This window comes from Lysinibacillus sp. 10T31, from assembly GCF_056394365.1.
This window is the reverse complement of the sequence record NZ_JBFTHS010000043.1, coordinates 13,638-31,351: the sequence shown is the minus strand read 5'-3', so window position 1 is coordinate 31,351 and position 17,714 is coordinate 13,638. Positions and strand designations below refer to the sequence as shown.

At 38.1% G+C, this 17,714-nt stretch carries 20 protein-coding genes; 1 reads left to right on the top strand and 19 read right to left on the bottom strand.

What is annotated here, in order from left to right; all coding sequences use genetic code 11:
• Window positions 1-375: 375 nt before the first annotated feature.
• Window positions 376-3,882 (bottom strand): transcription-repair coupling factor, encoded by a 3,507-nt coding sequence (gene mfd, locus AC1DCY_RS20685; protein ID WP_477353249.1) that lies wholly within the window; start codon window positions 3,880-3,882, stop codon window positions 376-378.
• A 313-nt stretch (window positions 3,883-4,195) separates the two neighbouring features.
• Here mfd and AC1DCY_RS20680 point away from each other — a divergent pair, with 313 nt between their 5' ends.
• Window positions 4,196-4,402: a hypothetical protein gene (locus AC1DCY_RS20680; protein WP_477353248.1), complete on the top strand. Its 207-nt coding sequence runs from the start codon at window positions 4,196-4,198 to the stop codon at window positions 4,400-4,402.
• Here AC1DCY_RS20680 and AC1DCY_RS20675 read toward each other — a convergent pair.
• From AC1DCY_RS20675 to AC1DCY_RS20590, 18 genes are all read right to left on the bottom strand, one after another.
• Window positions 4,390-4,575, bottom strand: a complete 186-nt coding sequence (locus tag AC1DCY_RS20675; protein WP_477353247.1) for a hypothetical protein — start codon at window positions 4,573-4,575, stop codon at window positions 4,390-4,392. The genes AC1DCY_RS20680 and AC1DCY_RS20675 overlap by 13 nt on opposite strands.
• 13 nt (window positions 4,576-4,588) lie before the next feature.
• Entirely contained in the window at window positions 4,589-4,816 is a 228-nt protein-coding gene (locus AC1DCY_RS20670) for an anti-sigma-F factor Fin (RefSeq protein WP_049667366.1), read from the bottom strand.
• 222 nt (window positions 4,817-5,038) lie between these two features.
• Window positions 5,039-5,599 (bottom strand): aminoacyl-tRNA hydrolase, encoded by a 561-nt coding sequence (pth, locus tag AC1DCY_RS20665; protein WP_477353246.1) that lies wholly within the window; start codon window positions 5,597-5,599, stop codon window positions 5,039-5,041.
• A 236-nt stretch (window positions 5,600-5,835) separates the two neighbouring features.
• Window positions 5,836-6,426, bottom strand: a complete 591-nt coding sequence (locus AC1DCY_RS20660; protein ID WP_477353245.1) for a 50S ribosomal protein L25/general stress protein Ctc — start codon at window positions 6,424-6,426, stop codon at window positions 5,836-5,838.
• 96 nt (window positions 6,427-6,522) lie between these two features.
• Window positions 6,523-6,771 carry a hypothetical protein gene (locus AC1DCY_RS20655; RefSeq protein ID WP_477353244.1) on the bottom strand — a complete coding sequence of 83 codons (249 nt, stop codon included), beginning with the start codon at window positions 6,769-6,771 and terminating at the stop codon, window positions 6,523-6,525.
• Window positions 6,772-7,109: 338 nt separating this feature from the next.
• A complete protein-coding gene (locus tag AC1DCY_RS20650) occupies window positions 7,110-8,069 on the bottom strand; it encodes a ribose-phosphate diphosphokinase (protein WP_477353242.1) in 960 nt (319 codons plus the stop codon).
• A 24-nt stretch (window positions 8,070-8,093) separates the two neighbouring features.
• Complete coding sequence (gene glmU, locus AC1DCY_RS20645; RefSeq protein WP_477353241.1) at window positions 8,094-9,464, bottom strand: bifunctional UDP-N-acetylglucosamine diphosphorylase/glucosamine-1-phosphate N-acetyltransferase GlmU; 1,371 nt, start codon at window positions 9,462-9,464, stop codon at window positions 8,094-8,096.
• 206 nt (window positions 9,465-9,670) lie between these two features.
• Window positions 9,671-9,973: a septation regulator SpoVG gene (gene spoVG / locus AC1DCY_RS20640; RefSeq protein ID WP_477353239.1), complete on the bottom strand. Its 303-nt coding sequence runs from the start codon at window positions 9,971-9,973 to the stop codon at window positions 9,671-9,673.
• 252 nt (window positions 9,974-10,225) lie between these two features.
• Window positions 10,226-10,468 carry a hypothetical protein gene (locus AC1DCY_RS20635; RefSeq protein ID WP_477353238.1) on the bottom strand — a complete coding sequence of 81 codons (243 nt, stop codon included), beginning with the start codon at window positions 10,466-10,468 and terminating at the stop codon, window positions 10,226-10,228.
• A 43-nt stretch (window positions 10,469-10,511) separates the two neighbouring features.
• Window positions 10,512-10,886, bottom strand: coding sequence for a RidA family protein (locus AC1DCY_RS20630; protein ID WP_049667360.1), 375 nt, complete (start codon window positions 10,884-10,886; stop codon window positions 10,512-10,514).
• The gene (gene purR, locus AC1DCY_RS20625; RefSeq protein WP_079563681.1) at window positions 10,883-11,716 is read right to left on the bottom strand and encodes a pur operon repressor; all 834 of its coding nucleotides are present in this window, start codon (window positions 11,714-11,716) and stop codon (window positions 10,883-10,885) included. The genes AC1DCY_RS20630 and purR overlap by 4 nt, the downstream gene beginning before the upstream one ends.
• Before the next feature lie 56 nt (window positions 11,717-11,772).
• Complete coding sequence (gene ispE / locus AC1DCY_RS20620) at window positions 11,773-12,639, bottom strand: 4-(cytidine 5'-diphospho)-2-C-methyl-D-erythritol kinase (RefSeq protein WP_477353236.1); 867 nt, start codon at window positions 12,637-12,639, stop codon at window positions 11,773-11,775.
• A 414-nt stretch (window positions 12,640-13,053) separates the two neighbouring features.
• A complete protein-coding gene (locus AC1DCY_RS20615; RefSeq protein WP_323651183.1) occupies window positions 13,054-13,236 on the bottom strand; it encodes a small, acid-soluble spore protein, alpha/beta type in 183 nt (60 codons plus the stop codon).
• 113 nt (window positions 13,237-13,349) lie between these two features.
• Window positions 13,350-13,610, bottom strand: a complete 261-nt coding sequence (gene veg, locus AC1DCY_RS20610) for a biofilm formation stimulator Veg (protein WP_049667356.1) — start codon at window positions 13,608-13,610, stop codon at window positions 13,350-13,352.
• 157 nt (window positions 13,611-13,767) lie between these two features.
• The gene (gene rsmA / locus AC1DCY_RS20605) at window positions 13,768-14,649 is read right to left on the bottom strand and encodes a 16S rRNA (adenine(1518)-N(6)/adenine(1519)-N(6))-dimethyltransferase RsmA (protein WP_402934777.1); all 882 of its coding nucleotides are present in this window, start codon (window positions 14,647-14,649) and stop codon (window positions 13,768-13,770) included.
• Window positions 14,642-15,208, bottom strand: coding sequence for a ribonuclease M5 (gene rnmV / locus AC1DCY_RS20600; protein ID WP_477353233.1), 567 nt, complete (start codon window positions 15,206-15,208; stop codon window positions 14,642-14,644). The genes rsmA and rnmV overlap by 8 nt, the downstream gene beginning before the upstream one ends.
• 246 nt (window positions 15,209-15,454) lie before the next feature.
• A complete protein-coding gene (locus AC1DCY_RS20595) occupies window positions 15,455-16,666 on the bottom strand; it encodes a ubiquitin-like domain-containing protein (protein WP_477353231.1) in 1,212 nt (403 codons plus the stop codon).
• A 135-nt stretch (window positions 16,667-16,801) separates the two neighbouring features.
• Window positions 16,802-17,572 carry a TatD family hydrolase gene (locus AC1DCY_RS20590; protein WP_477353230.1) on the bottom strand — a complete coding sequence of 257 codons (771 nt, stop codon included), beginning with the start codon at window positions 17,570-17,572 and terminating at the stop codon, window positions 16,802-16,804.
• Window positions 17,573-17,714: the final 142 nt, after the last annotated feature.

Here is a 17,714-nt window from a genome sequence, read left to right as displayed (position 1 = left end):
ATGTAGAATTTTCAACTTCAATCAACTTATATTAGATTAACCACAAAAACAATTTTTTATAAATAATTTATTAAAAAAATTTATTAAAAAATAATAATAATCTAAGCTATCCAATTGCGTCAATAAGGATAAAGAATGTTTATCACAAAGCAATTATCATAAAAGGCGATACTTTTACCCTTATTTTCCCTAGTATCTAGTTCCCGATCCTCAATTTGTGATGTTAATCTCTAAGGAGTCACACAGTCTACAGTCCAATCAACAAATGAAGATAAAGTGCCACAACATTCACAAAGATTTCCTTGTATTTTTGTTTTTCTACAGTAAAAAGCTGATCATTATCTCAGGGAGATAAGATCAGCTTTTCTTCTACTGTTATTTTTTGGCGTTAGCAATAATATGCATCATTTCTTCTAAAATTTCAAAGGGTTGATATTTCCCGCACTTTCGTTCATCAATCGTTAATTTCAATTGCATACCATCCATACCAAAACCGACAGCACGTTCAAATTTCATAGATTCTTCCACAATTTTACCGCCGTCAACCTGTCCTGTACCTTCTTCAGACAACAATATTGTGATAATTTTTTGCTTTTCTTTCACAGACAATACACCTGTACCTAAGCCCCATACTTTCATACGTGCAATTCGCAGTAAACGCTCTGTTTCAATTGGAAGATCACCGAAACGATCCTGTAATTCCTCCATGATTTCGCTGTACTCCTCTACTTGATCCATTGCTTTAATACGTTTATACATTTGAATTTTTTGATAGCCGTCAGGAATGTATACATCCGGAATATACGCATCAATACTCAATAAAATTTCAATATCAGGCTTCTCCTCTTTTTTCACACCTGTTTGGCGCTCAGCAATTGCCTCTTCCAACATTTGTGAATACAAGTCAAAACCGACAGAATCAATAAAGCCATGTTGCTGCGCTCCAAGCAGGTTACCAGCACCACGAATAGATAAATCACGCATAGCAATTTTAAATCCTGAACCTAACTCTGTAAATTCTTTAATCGCCTGTAATCTTTGCTCAGCTACATCTGTAAGAACTTTATCACGTTGATACATAAAGTAAGCATATGCCACCCTATTAGAACGCCCAACACGCCCACGCAATTGATAAAGCTGTGCTAAGCCCATTCGATCAGCATCATGAACAATCAATGTGTTAACGTTTGGTATATCCACGCCTGTCTCAATTATGGTTGTCGTTACAAGCACATCATAGTCACCTTCTAAAAAGGCTAATATGACAGATTCTAATTCTGATTCCGTCATTTTGCCATGCGCATGCCCAATACGCGCTTCTGGAACAAGCATTTGAATTTCATCAACCTTACGAGCCATATCTTCTACACGATTGTATAAGTAAAATACTTGCCCACCACGCGCCATTTCTCTCTCAATAGCTTCCCGCACTAATGCACCGCTATGCTCCATTACATATGTTTGCACAGGGAAACGGTTTGCTGGTGGCGTTTCAATTACCGATAAATCACGAACACCTACCATCGACATATGAAGCGTTCTTGGAATCGGAGTTGCCGTTAGGGTTAATACATCAACATTCGTCTTTAGCTGTTTAATTTTTTCCTTATGCGTTACACCAAAACGTTGCTCCTCATCAACAATCAGCAGTCCAAGGTCTTGGAATAGTAAATCTTTAGATAAAATTCGATGCGTTCCAACGACAATATCAATTTGCCCTTCTTTTAAACCCTTTAACGTCGCCGTTTGCTCTTTTTTGGTGCGGAAACGAGACAAGAGACCTACATTAATAGCAAAGTCTTGGAATCTCTCACGAATCGTTTCGTAATGTTGTTGCGCTAAAATCGTTGTCGGTACAAGGAAAGCAACCTGCTTGCCATCTTGAATTGCTTTAAATGCCGCACGAATCGCTACCTCTGTTTTACCATATCCTACGTCTCCGCATACAAGACGATCCATCGGACGCTCACGCTCCATATCACGTTTTACTTCGATAATTGAACGTAGCTGATCCTCTGTTTCTTCATAAGGGAAAGAAGCCTCAAAATTGCGCTGATCGTCGTTGTCAATCGCGAATGCATGGCCTTTCTCTGCTTCACGTTTCGCATACAGCTTAATTAAATCATCAGCAATATCTTGTACAGCAGAGGATACCTTTGCTTTAGCTTTTTTCCACTCTGCTCCACCTAATTTATGTAGCTTCGGTTCTCGGTCTTCAGATGCTACATATTTTTGGATTAAATCTATTTGCTCTACTGGAACATATAACTTATCATCTGCGCGGTATCGAATGTGTAAGTAATCCTTATGTGTACCATTTACCTCTAATGTTTCTAAGCCGATATATTTCCCAATACCGTGATGTACATGTACAACATAGTCGCCCGGTTTAATTTCTGTATAACTTTTAATACGTTCTGCGTTCGTCATTTTTTGAGGACGTGCTTTTTTCTTCGCCTGTTGTTTAAATAGCTCATCCTCTGTGACAACCACCAAGCGTTGTAGTGGTAATTCAAAGCCACTAGATAGTGAGCCGTCCACAATATAAATACCCGCTTCTGTCGGCTTACCAATTGTCGTATGAATATCATATTCCTCAAGCATTTGTTGTACACGTTTAACACGCTCTTTATCTCTCGCAACAATCAGTACTGTAAATTTACCAAGTAGCCAGCGTTCAACCTCACTTTGTAATAATGACATTTGACCATGAAATTGCTGCATTGGCTTGCAAGAAAAGTTCGTCGTCTTATTAAAGGATACACCTGCAAATGTCCTTGAAAATAATGAAAAATATAGTTTTTGCTGAGACAGCATTGCTAGAATTTCTTTCAAAGAGAATGCTGGCTTTACATCATGCACCATTTTTCCTTCTTCAATTAATGATAAAAACCATTCATCCTCTTCACGCTCCCAGGCATCCATAACCTCCTGAATACGTCCGAGCTCATCAAACAGCACAATGCCATCATGTACAAAATAATCTCCTAAATATGATGTTTTCTCATACAATAATGAACCATACTTATTTACGTAGTCTGGTAAATTTCCTTGCTGTAACAATTCAATATCATATTGAATATGCTGATACAGTAATTCCTTCGTCTCCTGCTTTTTGACTTTCTTTAAGCTCGTCGCTAATGCAGCTTCTAAACGGCCTGCTAATGTTATTCTTTCTTCTTTTGTCAAAATAACTTCTGATGCTGGTAGAATACGAACTTTCTGCAATTTATCAATAGAACGTTGGTCATCCGCAGAAAACGTTCGAATCGAGTCAACTTCCGTATCAAATAATTCAATACGAATCGGCACCTCTAAATATGGTGGATATATATCTAATATGCCCCCACGTAGCGCAAACTCTCCAGGTGTTGTCACCATCGAATTACGTACGTACCCCATCTCTACTAACGTTTGTAGCCATTCATCAATCTGAATATCTTCGCCTACTGCAATTTGTAAAAAATACTGTAGCCAATGCTCTTTAGGCTGCATTATTTTGCGTAAGCCCGCAACCGGTATCACATAAACAGCTTTTTCCCCTCTAGCTAGGCAATCAAGTGTTGCAATACGCTCAGCACGTAACTCTGGAGAGGCAACAGACAAATCAGCAGCAATAAACTCATCGGCAGGATAATAATGAACGTGCTCCTCACCTAAAAGTCCCGCTAGCTCGTCAACCATCTTTTGTGCCTGCAATAGATTAGGAGATACAATATAAATAGGTTTTTTTACATATTCAAATAACGCATCGACCATTAACGGGCGCGCGCTTCCTGTTAATCCTGTTATAAGCTGTGTTGCAGAATGACCGCTCTGAATCTCCTGTAAAAATGATGTGATATGTTTGTCCTGCATCACAAGCTGTCGTAAAACTTCCAATGTCAAAAGCTCCTTTCAGCGCATAATACTAATCGCCATGACTAGTAATCTAGTACTATAATATGCATCTTTATTGTATATTTATCAATTATGCCTCGGCATAATTGCGTCCGGAATCGGCTTTGTGCTTAGGCCTGCGTGAGGGCCGACACGATGTCGGTCATTTCGGTAATGCCACAGGACGTGGCGTTTTCACCGATGCAGGTCAGTTAGCCGTTATCGCATGGATGCGATGATTTTAGGCTAACATCCTTTAAGCACTCCTTTCCGATTCCGTGACATCCGCCGGAGGCTTTAGGCCAACAAATGTTTATTGCGCGAAAGCGTAGTGCTAACGCAGCGTCAGCAACGTGTTTTTGTCTGTGCGAAAGCGAAGCGACAGCAACAACACAGCACCGATGTTGGTCACTCAGGCGTTTTCACAGGATGTGAAGTTCTTAGCCTGAGTTCCTCTATTTCAGCGGATGTTTGGAACCCGCTGAAAAGTTACTTAAAACCGCATTCATCTCACCACCTATAAAGATGGGAGACTTCTGTACCTGTCGCTTCGCTTTCGGTACATAAAACATTTGTAACTGCCGTTTCACTTTCGTTACATAAAACATTTGTAACTGCCGTTTCACTTTCGTTACATAAAACATTTGCTGAAAAAGTTAAATGGAAAAAGCTTTGAACGCACGTGATGTGCGCCAAAGCATCCTTCCAATTATTGAATCCATTTATTGAGTGCGTGATAATCTGGATATTGTTTCAGCGAATCCTCACATTGCTCACAAATGCAGTGTACCGTCGTGTGACCATGCTGATCTTTTTCAACATAATCATCTGCTTCACCCAATTCGAAAATATGAAGTTTTCGAATTGTATCATCTGCATCAAATGGTAGTGTTCCTATTTCTACTTCACAATGCCGACATCGATAGCGAACTGACATCTCCAAATCATCCTCCTTTAAGCAACTTACTACTTAAAGTATAGACATTTCTAAAACAGATTATGCACTTCCAATTTTGCCTTAGCGCCATTTAGAATAGAGATAGTTTTTGCATTGTGTTTAAGACTATACTATATATTTAATTAGCTGAAGTCGCAGGAAAAAACATTTTAATCGTCATCCTAGACAACTTTAATATCCAAACTACGATTTAACCTATTGTTACCCGTTAAAGCGATTCATCACATCAAGAAATGGCTTTGAAAGAGATTCTTCTACAGCATTTACACTCTTTTCAATAGATTCGCCAACAATAGCTTGATCTTCTTTTGAAAATTTTGATAACACGTAATCCGCTACCTTCATGCCAGCTGGCGGGCGATTAACCCCAACACGTATACGATTAAATTCTTGAGTACCTAAATGCTGAATTAATGATTTAATACCATTATGTCCACCCGCACTTCCTTTTTGACGAAGGCGTAATTTCCCTGTTTCTAAATCTAAATCGTCATAAATAACAATTAAATCTTCCACATCAATATCAAAATAGTTCATAAGAGGCCCAACACATTCCCCCGATAAATTCATATATGTTAAAGGTTTAACAAGTAGAACCTTCCCTTCAGGACGATGTACCGTTGCATACATACCATTAAACTTTGAATTAGTTAAAGGTGTACCCCATTTTTCAGCTAATGCATCAATAACATCGAAGCCAATATTATGTCTTGTATGCTCATAAGGCTTACCCGGATTCCCTAAACCAACGATAATTTTCATAAGTACCCCTCTTCTTTCAAATCTAATAGTCATTATTTTACCATATCATGCACTCAGAAAGCAGTTTGTACAGTTTTTGAAAGTAAAAGTTCAATAATGGCTTGATATTATTTAAAATCCTCACTTCAACCATACATATAGGAAATGGTTTTAAAACAACACATATATTAATTTAAAATATAAAAGGCTACTGAAGAAGTTTAACTTCCTCAGTAGCCTTTCCTTAACAAATATTTTTACTCTTGTACCTGTTCACTATCTACTGTCGATTCTTCAATGACTGCTGGAGCCATAATTGATACCAATGTATGACCACTTTCACTGATAATATCAAAATCAATCGTATCTCGAATATCAGCTACCGTAATTGTTTCACCAATTTTAAGTTCAGTAATATCAACTTCAATAGCTTCTGGTATATCTGCTGGCTTTACTTTAATTTTTACATCTAGGTTAGGCTGCATTAATATGCCACCTACACTAATACCAACTGACTCTCCTACAAGTTTAATAGGCACTTCAGCCTCTATTGCTTCGGACATATTGATTGCTAAGAAGTCGATATGATTTACTTCATCTTTCATAGAGCATTGTTGAATTTCTGATACAACAACATTCACTTTTTTCCCATCTAACTCCATCGAAAACACACCGTTTTGCCCATTCTTTTGAATAGACTTTCTGAATTCCTTCTCTGAAATAGAAATTGGGGTTGAATCTAAATTATAGCCGTAAATAACTGCAGGAATGGCTCCCCCTTTTCTAAGTTGGGTTAATGTCGAACGATGCCCAGCTTCGCGCTTTTTAACACTTAATACTGTACTCATACTATACTTCCCCTTCCAAGAAAAATTTATTTACACCTTATTAAATGTCACTATTTTCGATAAAATCGACATTTGTTAAGGCTATAATAATATTTACTACAATTTTAGCTCATCACCATAACGTGGGGTTGATTTCCGTTCCAGCTGGGCGCCTTGTTGTTGCTGTCGCTTCGCTTTCGCACAGATAAAACAATTGTTGCTGTCGCTTCGCTTTCGCACAGATAAATCATTTGTTGCTGTCGCTTCGCTTTCGCACAGAGAAAAGCTTCCTGGGGGCGTCCGATGAGCCGCTTGGGCCAACAGATGTTTGTTGCGCGAAAGCGTAGTGCAACGAAGCGACAGCACCGATGTTGGTCACGAAGGCGTTATCACAGGACGTGATGCTTTTAGCCTTCGTTCCCCTATGCGCTCGCTCTAGGGTCTTATCTGTGACGCTATTCCCCAAGGAGTCGCCCAGCCTCCACTCCAATCAACTTATTCATAACTTACATTTTAACAAAATATACCCCAACCTTAGGCGGTAAACTATTTTTTATAAAGTAGTGTAAATATTATTAAGTCACAATTACCATATACCCTTTTATAAGAAAATTCAAACAAAAGAAACCTAGAAAAAGGACAAATCTACTTACAAACGTAGATTTGTCCTTAATAAGCCACATATTGGGATCTGTTTATTTATATTAATCAAATAGAGTACTTACAGATTTATTTTCATAGACACGAGAGATTGCATCTGCCATCAATTTAGCTACTGAAAGCTCTGTAATTTTCGGAGATTTTTTCTCATCAGGAAGTTGGATTGTATTTGTTACAACTAATTCTTTAATCGAAGAGTTTTCGATACGCTCGATTGCTGGACCTGATAATACTGGGTGAGAACAGCAAGCATAAACTTCTTTCGCACCAGCTGCACGTAATGCATCCGCACCGATTGTAATCGTACCTGCAGTGTCAATAATATCATCAATCAAGATTGCCACTTTACCATCAACATTACCAACAATGTTCATTACCTCTGCAACGTTTGGTTTTGGACGGCGTTTGTCAATAATTGCAATAGGTGCTTTTAAACGTTCTGCCATTTTACGAGCACGTGTTACACCACCATGGTCTGGAGAAACAATAACGATTTCATCTTCTGGGATACCTTTTGATTTGAAGTAATCAGATAATAAAGGCACTGCCATCAAGTGGTCGATTAAAATATCGAAGAAGCCTTGGATTTGTGGTGCATGTAAGTCTAAAACGATAACACGTGTTGCACCAGCTGTTTCAAGTAAGTTTGCTACTAATTTAGCTGTAATTGGCTCGCGTGCTTTAGCTTTACGGTCTTGACGCGCATAGCCATAGTAAGGCATTACAACGTTTACTGTACGAGCAGATGCGCGTTTCACAGCGTCTACCATAATTAAAAGCTCCATTAAATGTTCGTTTACTGGTGCAGAAGTAGATTGCACGATAAACACATCACAACCACGAATACTTTCTTCAATGCTAATTTGAACCTCTCCATCGCTGAAGTGTTTAACAGAAGATTTACCTAATTCAACACCCATTTCTTGCGCAATTTCTTGAGCAAGTGGATTATTAGAATTAAGTGAAAATATTTTTAATTGTGAGTTTGCATAATGATACGGCATGATGGCCTCCTGTTTAGTTGATAATTATTTTGAATTTAATTTGCTTACATAATTCGGTTTGTTTTCTTGTCTTGCACGAGCAATCGCAAGTGCATCCTCAGGAACTTCTTTTGTAATTGTAGATCCTGCTGCAATAAATGAACCTTTTCCAACTTTCACTGGCGCTACTAAGTTAGTATTACATCCTACAAATACATCATCTTCAATAACTGTTTGGAACTTGTTTTTCCCATCATAGTTTACTGTAATGGAACCACAGCCAATATTGACGTTACTTCCGATTTCAGCATCGCCTATATAACTTAAGTGTGATACTTTCGTGTCATTACCTAGTTTGCTTTTCTTCACTTCTACAAAGTTACCAATCTTCACATGGCTACCAATGTCAGAAAGTGGTCGAATATGTGCAAACGGTCCAATAGCTGTTTCTTCTGCTACAGCGCTTTCACGGACAACAGAAGAATGCACAGTTGTTCGGTCACCGATACGGCTATCTATGATTTGTGTGTTAGGCCCGATTATACAATCTTCACCAATAACAGTTGTACCTTCAATCATAGAACCTGGTTGGATGACAGTATCACGACCAATCATTGCGTCTGTGCTAATATATGTTGCTTCAGGATTAATAATTGTGACACCGTTACGCATATGCTTTTCATTAATTCTTGTACGCATTAGCGCCTCTGCTTGAGACAGAGCAACACGATCATTGACACCAAGTGTTTCTTCAAAATCTTGCGTTACATATGCTTCAACAACATCGCCTTGTTTTTGTAAAATTTCAATCACATCAGGTAAATAATACTCACCCTGTGCATTGTCATTTTTCACAAGCTTCAATGTCTCAAATAACGCTTTATTATCGAAGCAATATGTGCCCGTATTAATCTCTTTCACTAATTGCTGCTCTGCTGAAGCATCCTTTTGCTCAACAATTTGCTCCACTTGTCCATTGTCGCCACGTAAAATACGACCATAGCCTGTTGGATTTTCAGCAATAGCTGTTAAAATAGTTGCTTTTGCATTCTTTGCTTGATGATGCTCGAACAAAGCTTGCATCGTTTCAGGGCGAATAAGTGGTGTATCGCCACAAACAACTAATGTTGTACCTTCTTCGCTACCTAAAATTGTCTCAGCCTGTTGTACAGCATGAGCTGTCCCTAACTGTTCAGCCTGTAAAACATACTCGCTTTTAGCGCCAAGCTGTTGTTTCACCTTTTCTGCACCATGTCCTACAACCGTTACAATGCGATTCACATCTAACGTTTGAATGTGATCCACCACATGTTGTACCATCGGCTTCCCACATACTGGATGGAGCACTTTATATAATTTGGACTTCATACGTGTACCTTGACCTGCAGCCAAAATGACAGCAAAAATGTTGCTCATCTGTAAGTCCTCCAATACGCTCATTTTCTCTTATGACTATATAGCAAAATCCATCTATTTTCAAGGCATGTTGACTTGACAAAAAGATGAATTTCCAAATCAAATGCACCTTATGCTCGAATGTTAATATGTATTTCCTAAAATTGCTCGTTTTCTCTTATGCTCAAAATAAAAAGAACTCTTCAATTAAGAAGAGCTCTTATTAACTATACGCCAATTCCTTCTAATTCTTCTGCTTTTTCTGTTGCTTCTTCCTCGCTTGAATTATGGTACTCGTTTAAAATAATCTCCTGAATTTTATTACGAGTAGTAGAATTGATAGGATGCGCAATATCTCTAAATTCACCGTCTGGCGTTCGTTTACTTGGCATAGCAACGAATAAACCTGTATTGCCATCGATCACACGAATATCATGAACTACGAACTCATTGTCGAGTGTAATGGAAGCAATCGCACGCATGCGACCATCCGTCTGTACACGACGTAATCTTACATCAGTAACTTCCATTTTCTCACCACCTCTCTTCTCAGATGCCTAAATGAAAATATAATATTCTTTATTACCGAATATTTTCCTTTTTATAGTCTATCAAATTTTCTAAAAAATTTGAATACTCATTAGTATAATATTTCCTTTAATTTACTTAAATTTTGACAATTGTTTGTCGGCCACCCTATACGATGTTGCCCAGATTGATCCAATGTTTCAAAATAGCATGATTTCCTTTTCGGAGCTTTATTGGTAGGTTTGTTATCTTTATCAGCGATTGCCGCTGTCGCTTCGCTTTCGCGCAGAAAACATTTGCCGCTGTCGCTTCGCTTTCGCGCAGAAAACATTTGCCGCTGTCGCTTCGCTTTCGCGCAGAAAACATTTGCCGCTGTCGCTCCGCTTTCGCGCAGAAAACATTTGCCGCTGTCGCTTCGCTTTCGCGCAGAAAACATTTGCCGCTGTCGCTTTGCTTTCGCGCAGTAAACATAACTGAATGAAAATAAAAAAACTCACTAAAAGAGCTAATCATTCTCTTCTAGTGAGCTTAAAAAATTTCTTATTTAACGATGGCAATAACTTCAATTTCTACGCTCACATCTTTTGGTAGACGAGCAACCTCTACTGCTGAACGAGCTGGTTTATGATCGCCGAAGTGGCTAGCATATACTTCATTCATTGCAACAAAGTCGTTCATATCCTTCATAAAAACGGTTGTTTTAATAACATTGTCCAAAGATGATCCAGCAGCAGCTAAAACTGCTTTTAAATTTGCAAATACTTGATTTGTTTGAACAGTGATATCACCTTCCACTAATTCGCCTGTTGCTGTTAGTGGGATCTGGCCTGAGCTATAAAACATGCCATTTACAATAATCCCTTGTGAATATGGTCCAATTGCTGCTGGTGCATTTGTTGTTGCTACTACTTTCATTTGTCATTTCCCCTTTTAGAAAAATAGTTACCTTCACTTAATGCAATTGTACGGTCTTTTTCATTGACCTCATGAAGCTTTACTAATGAATAATAATCATCTACTAAAGTTTCGTCTGCATGCTCAGCCTCTACTAGCACTGCAATACCAGCTAGCTGACAGTCAAACTCCTCTAATAGATTTTTCATGCCATTCATTGTACCACCGACCTTCATAAAGTCGTCAGTAATAAGCACTCGTTGTCCACTCTTCATGCTTCTTTTTGATAATACCATTGTCTGAATTCTTCTGGAAGAACCAGATACATAGTTGATGCTGACTGTAGATCCTTCAGTTACCTTGCTATCTCTTCTGACAACAACAACTGGTACATTTAAATGTCTTGCAATCGCGTGGGCAATAGAAATTCCCTTTGTTGCGACAGTCATTATGACGTCAATTTGTTGATCAGCAAATGCGGATGCAAATACCTTTCCAACTCGATTAATTAAATCTGGATTGCCGAGTAAGTCCGTCATAAATAAATAACCGCCTGGTAACAAACGATCTGAATGCTCGAGCTCCGCTTTTAAATCATGAATAACTAAACGGACCTCAGCCTCGGACATTTTAGGAATATACTTAACTCCTCCTGCAGCGCCCGGTACTGTCATCAATAACCCGATTCCTTTTTCTTCGAAAGTTTCTTTTACAATCGTCAAATCTTCACTAATGGAAGACTTTGCAGATTGATATAGTTCAGAAAAATAAGTTAGCGGGATCAGCTGATGTGGATGTTCTAGTAAATAGTACGTCATATCAACTAGTCGTTCACTACGCTTCCATTTCATGCGACCCTCTCCTAAACACGAATATTTATAGGTAAAATTAACATAAACTTGCGGTTTTAAGCAAGCGTATTTCGCTCACCTAAAATCCGAACTGCATATACTTCTTCGCAAAAACCACGTAAACCATTATAAATACGGCTCACTCTAGCTTCACTATCCACTAATCCAAACACCGTCGGACCGCTTCCACTCATTAATGTTGCATCTGCTCCAAAGCGCTTCATCTGTTCCTTTAACATGATTACTTCTGGATGTAGCTTAAATGTTACACTTTCCAAAACATTTCCTAATGATTTACATAATAGCTCATAATCTTCCGTGTCAATAGCTTGAATCATTTGCTTTGTATTTGGATGTTCTAACCCTTCAACCTTTAATCCTCCATACACTTCTGCAGTAGAGACACCTATTTTAGGCTTAGCTAAGACTACCCAACAGTTTGGTGGTGCAGGCAATTCCTGAATTTTTTCGCCACGCCCCGTTGCTAATGCTGTGCCACCGTAGACACAAAACGAAACATCTGAACCAATTTTCGAACCTAATTCAGCTAACTCATCTATAGATAACCCTAAATTCCACAGCTCATTTAAACCCTTCAGTGTAGCAGCCGCATCGCTACTGCCACCCGCTAACCCTGCAGCGATTGGTATTTCCTTCTCTATAGTAATGGATACACCTTGTCCAATGCCGTATGTATCTTTAACTAGACGCGCTGCTTGATAAGCAAAATTACGGTGATCATTTGGCACGAAATTATCAGTCGAAATTATTTCAATTACGCCATCTTCTCGAGATTCCAGACAAATACGATCAGCTAAATCCACAGTTGTCATGACCATTTCTACTTCATGATAATTATCCGGTCTTTTATAAAGCACATCTAATGTTAAATTTATTTTTGCAGGCGCCTTTACATAAAGCATCTTTCTTCCTCCTTAATAGCTACACTTATCAATTACGCATTAGCGCAATTGGCTGACGCTTCGCCTTCGCACAGATAAACAATGCTCCTAATTATTAATTATGCCTCGGCATAATTGCGTCCGGAATCGGCTTTGTGCTTGCACAAAGGACTCCTTTCCGATTCTGTGACATCCGCCGGAGGCTTTAACTATATAAAACAATTTCTGAATGAAGATAAACCTGTTGTTCATCTTTCACAAGATTATTCATTTTATTTTACCATAACGGGAAAGCGAAAATGGAAAAAAAGAACCGTATACCCCTATTTGGTGTAACGGTTCTCTTTCGTCAGTTGTGTTGTTGTGTTTACAGGAAGTTTTCATCCCTGCGAAATGAAGTTTCAAAATAATAAGTGGTCTATTTTCACAAAGAGGCTACTTATTATTCTCTTGCTCACTACTTGCTCTTTCAGCCATTTCGATGGCACGTTTGACCATATTACCGGCGTCTCGAGCTTTTATGCCGCCCCAGCCTTCTCGTTGCACAACATCATAAAATCCAAGTTCTTTAGCGATCTCTTCTTTTAAACGAGGTGACATGATACCTTTTCTAGGCATATAAACTCCTCCTTAAACAACTGACGATTTTAGTATGTCCCAGAAAACGCAAAACACTCATGTAGTTTTTTACATACATGAGTGTTTCAAAATATAGAAATAAGTACTAGAAACTATTTTGCGATAGCAGCTTTTGCCTCGTCTAAAAATGTAATCTCTACTGCTTCAGTTAAAATATCTGTGTAACTATACGATACGCGCTTGCACGTATTGTCTTCTTGATCAAGCTCAACTACAAAGATAGCACGATATGTCTCACGCAATACCCCTGCACACTCGACCGTTTTCTTGCGACCTCCGTTTGCTCTTAACTGCAAACGTTTACCCAAATGACAATCCAACGACTTTTTAATGTCCGCTAAAGTTTTTGGCATTTTCGCTTACACCTCACTACTAAACAGTATAAGCGATTCGCCCAAAAATGTCAACAAAATATAATATTTTATCAGCCTCTAATAAATATTGTCAACTTATTTTTCATAAAAAACACATGTTTTTTTTTTTATACTCAAAAAAGTTAACAAAAATTTTTTACTTTGCAAATGTAGGGTATAGTGCATCGGCTAATTTTCCAAACTCTTGAATGGTTAGAGTTTCTCCTCGACGTGTTGGTTCAATATTTACTGCTTTTAAAGCATCCATAATTTTTTCCTTGTGTACCTTACCATTTGGTAAACCTGATTGTAAATTATTGAAGATTGTTTTTCGTCGTTGTACAAACGACGCACGAGTAACAACGAATAAAAAATCCTCATCAATCACTTTTACTGGTGGTTCATCATGCTTAATAAGACGGATCACTGCAGAATCCACATTTGGCTGAGGCATAAAAACTGTTTTCGGTACCGTCATGGCAATGTCAGCCTTTACATAATATTGAATCGCAATTGATAAAGAACCGTATTCCTTCGTTCCAGGTTTAGCCGTAATACGATCTGCAACCTCTTTTTGCATCATGACAACAAAACCGCGAATTGGCAAACGATCATTGAGTAATTTCATTAAAATTGGAGTCGTCACATAATAAGGTAAATTCGCTACAACCATAATATCCTCAATACCTGGCATCTCTTCTTGAATTACCTTAGCAACATCTGCCTTTAAAACATCTGAATGTACAATAGTTACATTATTATATGGGCTAAGTGTATCTTCTAATACAGGTAATAATCGCTGATCAATTTCAAAAGATACGACCTTTTTTGCACTTCTTGCTAAATGCTCTGTTAATGCTCCAATGCCAGGACCAACTTCGATTGCACCACTATTTTCTGTTAAATTTGCATGACTAACAATATTTCGTAAAATGTTCGGATCGATTAAAAAATTTTGACCTAAGCTTTTTTTAAATGAAAATCCATATTTTTTTAAAATTTCCTGTGTTCTAATTGGTGTTGCAATATCCTTATGCATCGTTTTCCTCCTGATCTAACTGTGCGATTGCCGCACCAAATTGCTCTTCTGTGATTTGAAACATTTTTAATCTTTTATGCAGTTGTTTACCGTTTGTTGCACCAATATTCAAAATTTCCCCAAGACGATCACGACGAGTTTTCGCCTGTGGATGGCCAATTAAACGTGCCGTCATTAAATCTTCGAGAGTGATATCATCTGTAGTTGTCTCAACCTCATTAGGGGTATAGACATGTTGCAGTGCCTCACGTATATCCTCATCTGCTGCATGCTCAATGCCTAGTCCTTTACCGTTTTTCGCAATTGTTTTGATTTTCGGTAAAAAAGCGTGTTTTACACCTTTTACATGCTCCTCGATAATGGCACGAATTCGACGTCCTGGATAATCTGGATCAGTAAAAACAATAACGCCTCTTTTATCCTGTGCATGTTGAATTCTCTTCAGTGTTTCCTCTGAAATAGCCGATCCATTTGTTTCTATAGTATCTGCTTGTACAGCTCGCTTAATAGCTGTTGTATCATCTTTTCCTTCAACAACAATGATTTCTTTTATTTGCAAAAAGGCTCCTCTTTTCTACCTTATCTTCAGACCATTTTACAACTGCACTGTACGATTGTACAGAAATACACGGCTATTCGCCGTCGAGTAAACTGCACAGTTACCGTTACAGCTTACTTTATGTAGATATAGCTAGGTTTTATCCTCCAGAGCAAATTACTGAAAAAGATAAAAAAGCTTTCCCGCCAGTCAAAACAGGAAAGCTAATAATAGTGAAAAACAATTTTGATTAATTTTACAATTTTTTTAATTTAATACTTTAATACGCACTTTCCTTACTCCCCAATTACTAGCTTGGGATTCAGATTGTACTAGTATGTCGATACGATTACCCTTAATTGCACCACCAGTATCCCCTGCTATAGCTGTTCCATAGCCTTCAACCCAAACTTTTGAGCCAAGCTTAATAACAGAAGGGTCTACAGCAATTACTTTCAATCCAGAGTTTGATTTTAAATTTATGCCAGTGGCAGATATCCCCGAGCAGCCGCTACAATTAGGTGTATAAGCAGTTGCCGTTACATAAAATTCTTTACCGCTAGCTGGCTCTGATGAACCACGTGATACAGTCGCTGCACTAGCTACTACAGTTTTAGTACCTACTGCAACCACTTGCTTTTTCGATTCTTTTACAACGTTTTTAGATTGTAAATTTTTAGCTACAACTTGGCCATTCTCTTTCACGACTTCATACGTTTTAGTCATTAATCCTTTTTGGCCAGCTGTTACAACTTTTTGTTTTCCCTGTTGCAATGAAGCATCCTGCTTCTTTTCAATTGCGAAATCTAAAGATTCTTCCACTACATCGATAACCTTTTCTACGCGAACTACTGTGATTTTACTCTGCGGAGTGATTACGTCCTTCAGGTTATTCTCGACACGATCGAATTCACTTAGTTGAATTCCTTGTTGTTTTAAAAAGTTAGCGACCGTAGTCGAAGTGGACCATACTTGTCTCTTGTTTACGCCATCGACAAGCGATACTTGAAACGCTTTTTGAATATCGATCTTGTTGTCTGCTCCTATTTCTGTATCTAGGCCTTGTGCTAATGAGTCATGCTCTGATACTTCAATATTTGCTTCTTTCAAAATGTCTTTCACTTGTGTTTCAGTTGTCCAAACTTTTGACTGATTTCCATCAACTGAAATAGTTACTTCTTTTGCCTGTTCCCATGAAATTGCTAATCCATTAACAATTTTGGTGTTCAGAGAGGGTGATATTTTGTCATGCTCTGCTACGTCTATATTTTGATCTTGTAATAATTGTTCTACAGTTTTGGCATGTGTTGTTACTTCGATTGTTTCTCCGTTCTCATCAAGCGTTACGGACTTTTTAGTACCTTGATAAAGTACAAATGAAATTACAGATACAAACAGGACAAGTGAAATAATGCTTATCACTGTTTGCTTACTCCTCAATGATCCTAAGAACAAGTTTTTCATGGAATTATTTGACATGAAAAAACGCCTCCTTAATACAAAGTTGGATTATACGTACTAGATTTGGCACTGTCAACCCGAATGTATTTCAAAGAAAATTGACATTACCTTTTTAGCCAACCACAAACCCAGTATTGGAGGCATCTCAGCTAGTTAATTGTCAATCCTAAAAAATTTTTTCGCATTGGCTGTCGTTACCTGTGCAATTTCCTCAATCGTTAATCCTTTTAAACGGGCAATTTCTTCTGCAACTAATGGCACTAAAGCTGGCTCATTACGTTTTCCTCGGTATGGATGAGGAGCTAAATACGGTGCATCTGTTTCGATCATCAAATGCTCTAAAGGTATTTCTGTCGCCACTTCCTTCGGCATTCGTGCATTTTTAAATGTCACTGGCCCACCAAGACTAATCATAAAATTCATAGCAATACATTCATGTGCGGTTTCCACACTGCCACTATAACAATGCATAACGCCTCCCACGGAAGCAGCGTTTTCCTCACGTAAAATTTGTACAACATCTCCAGTAGCATCTCTGTTATGAATAATGATTGGTAAATTCAGCTTTTGCGCTAAATGAATTTGCTTGCGGAAAAGTGCTTGTTGAACATCTTTCGGGGATTTATCCCAATAGTAGTCCAACCCAGTTTCACCAATACCCACTATTTTTGGATGTGCTGCTAATTCCTCAATCCAATTTAAATCCTGTTCTGTACAATCAATGGCGTCAACCGGGTGCCAACCAATGACACCATAAACAAAATCATATTGTTCAAGCAGTTGCATTGTTTTCTCTATTGTTTTACGGTCGAAACCAACAACAACCATCGTTTCTACTTTGGCTTCAAGAGCTCTATTTATAACCTCTTGTAAGTCGTCTTCATACTGATCTGCATTTAAGTGTACATGTGTATCAATGAACATCGTCATTCTCCTAACATAGATTTTATTAAAAATTATTATTTCATATTTTTCATCAGTGTTACAATTTTGTTACAAACAATTTAGTATTATAACATTACTCATAACCTCGGACACCATATTTGTTACTATATACCCAAAAAAA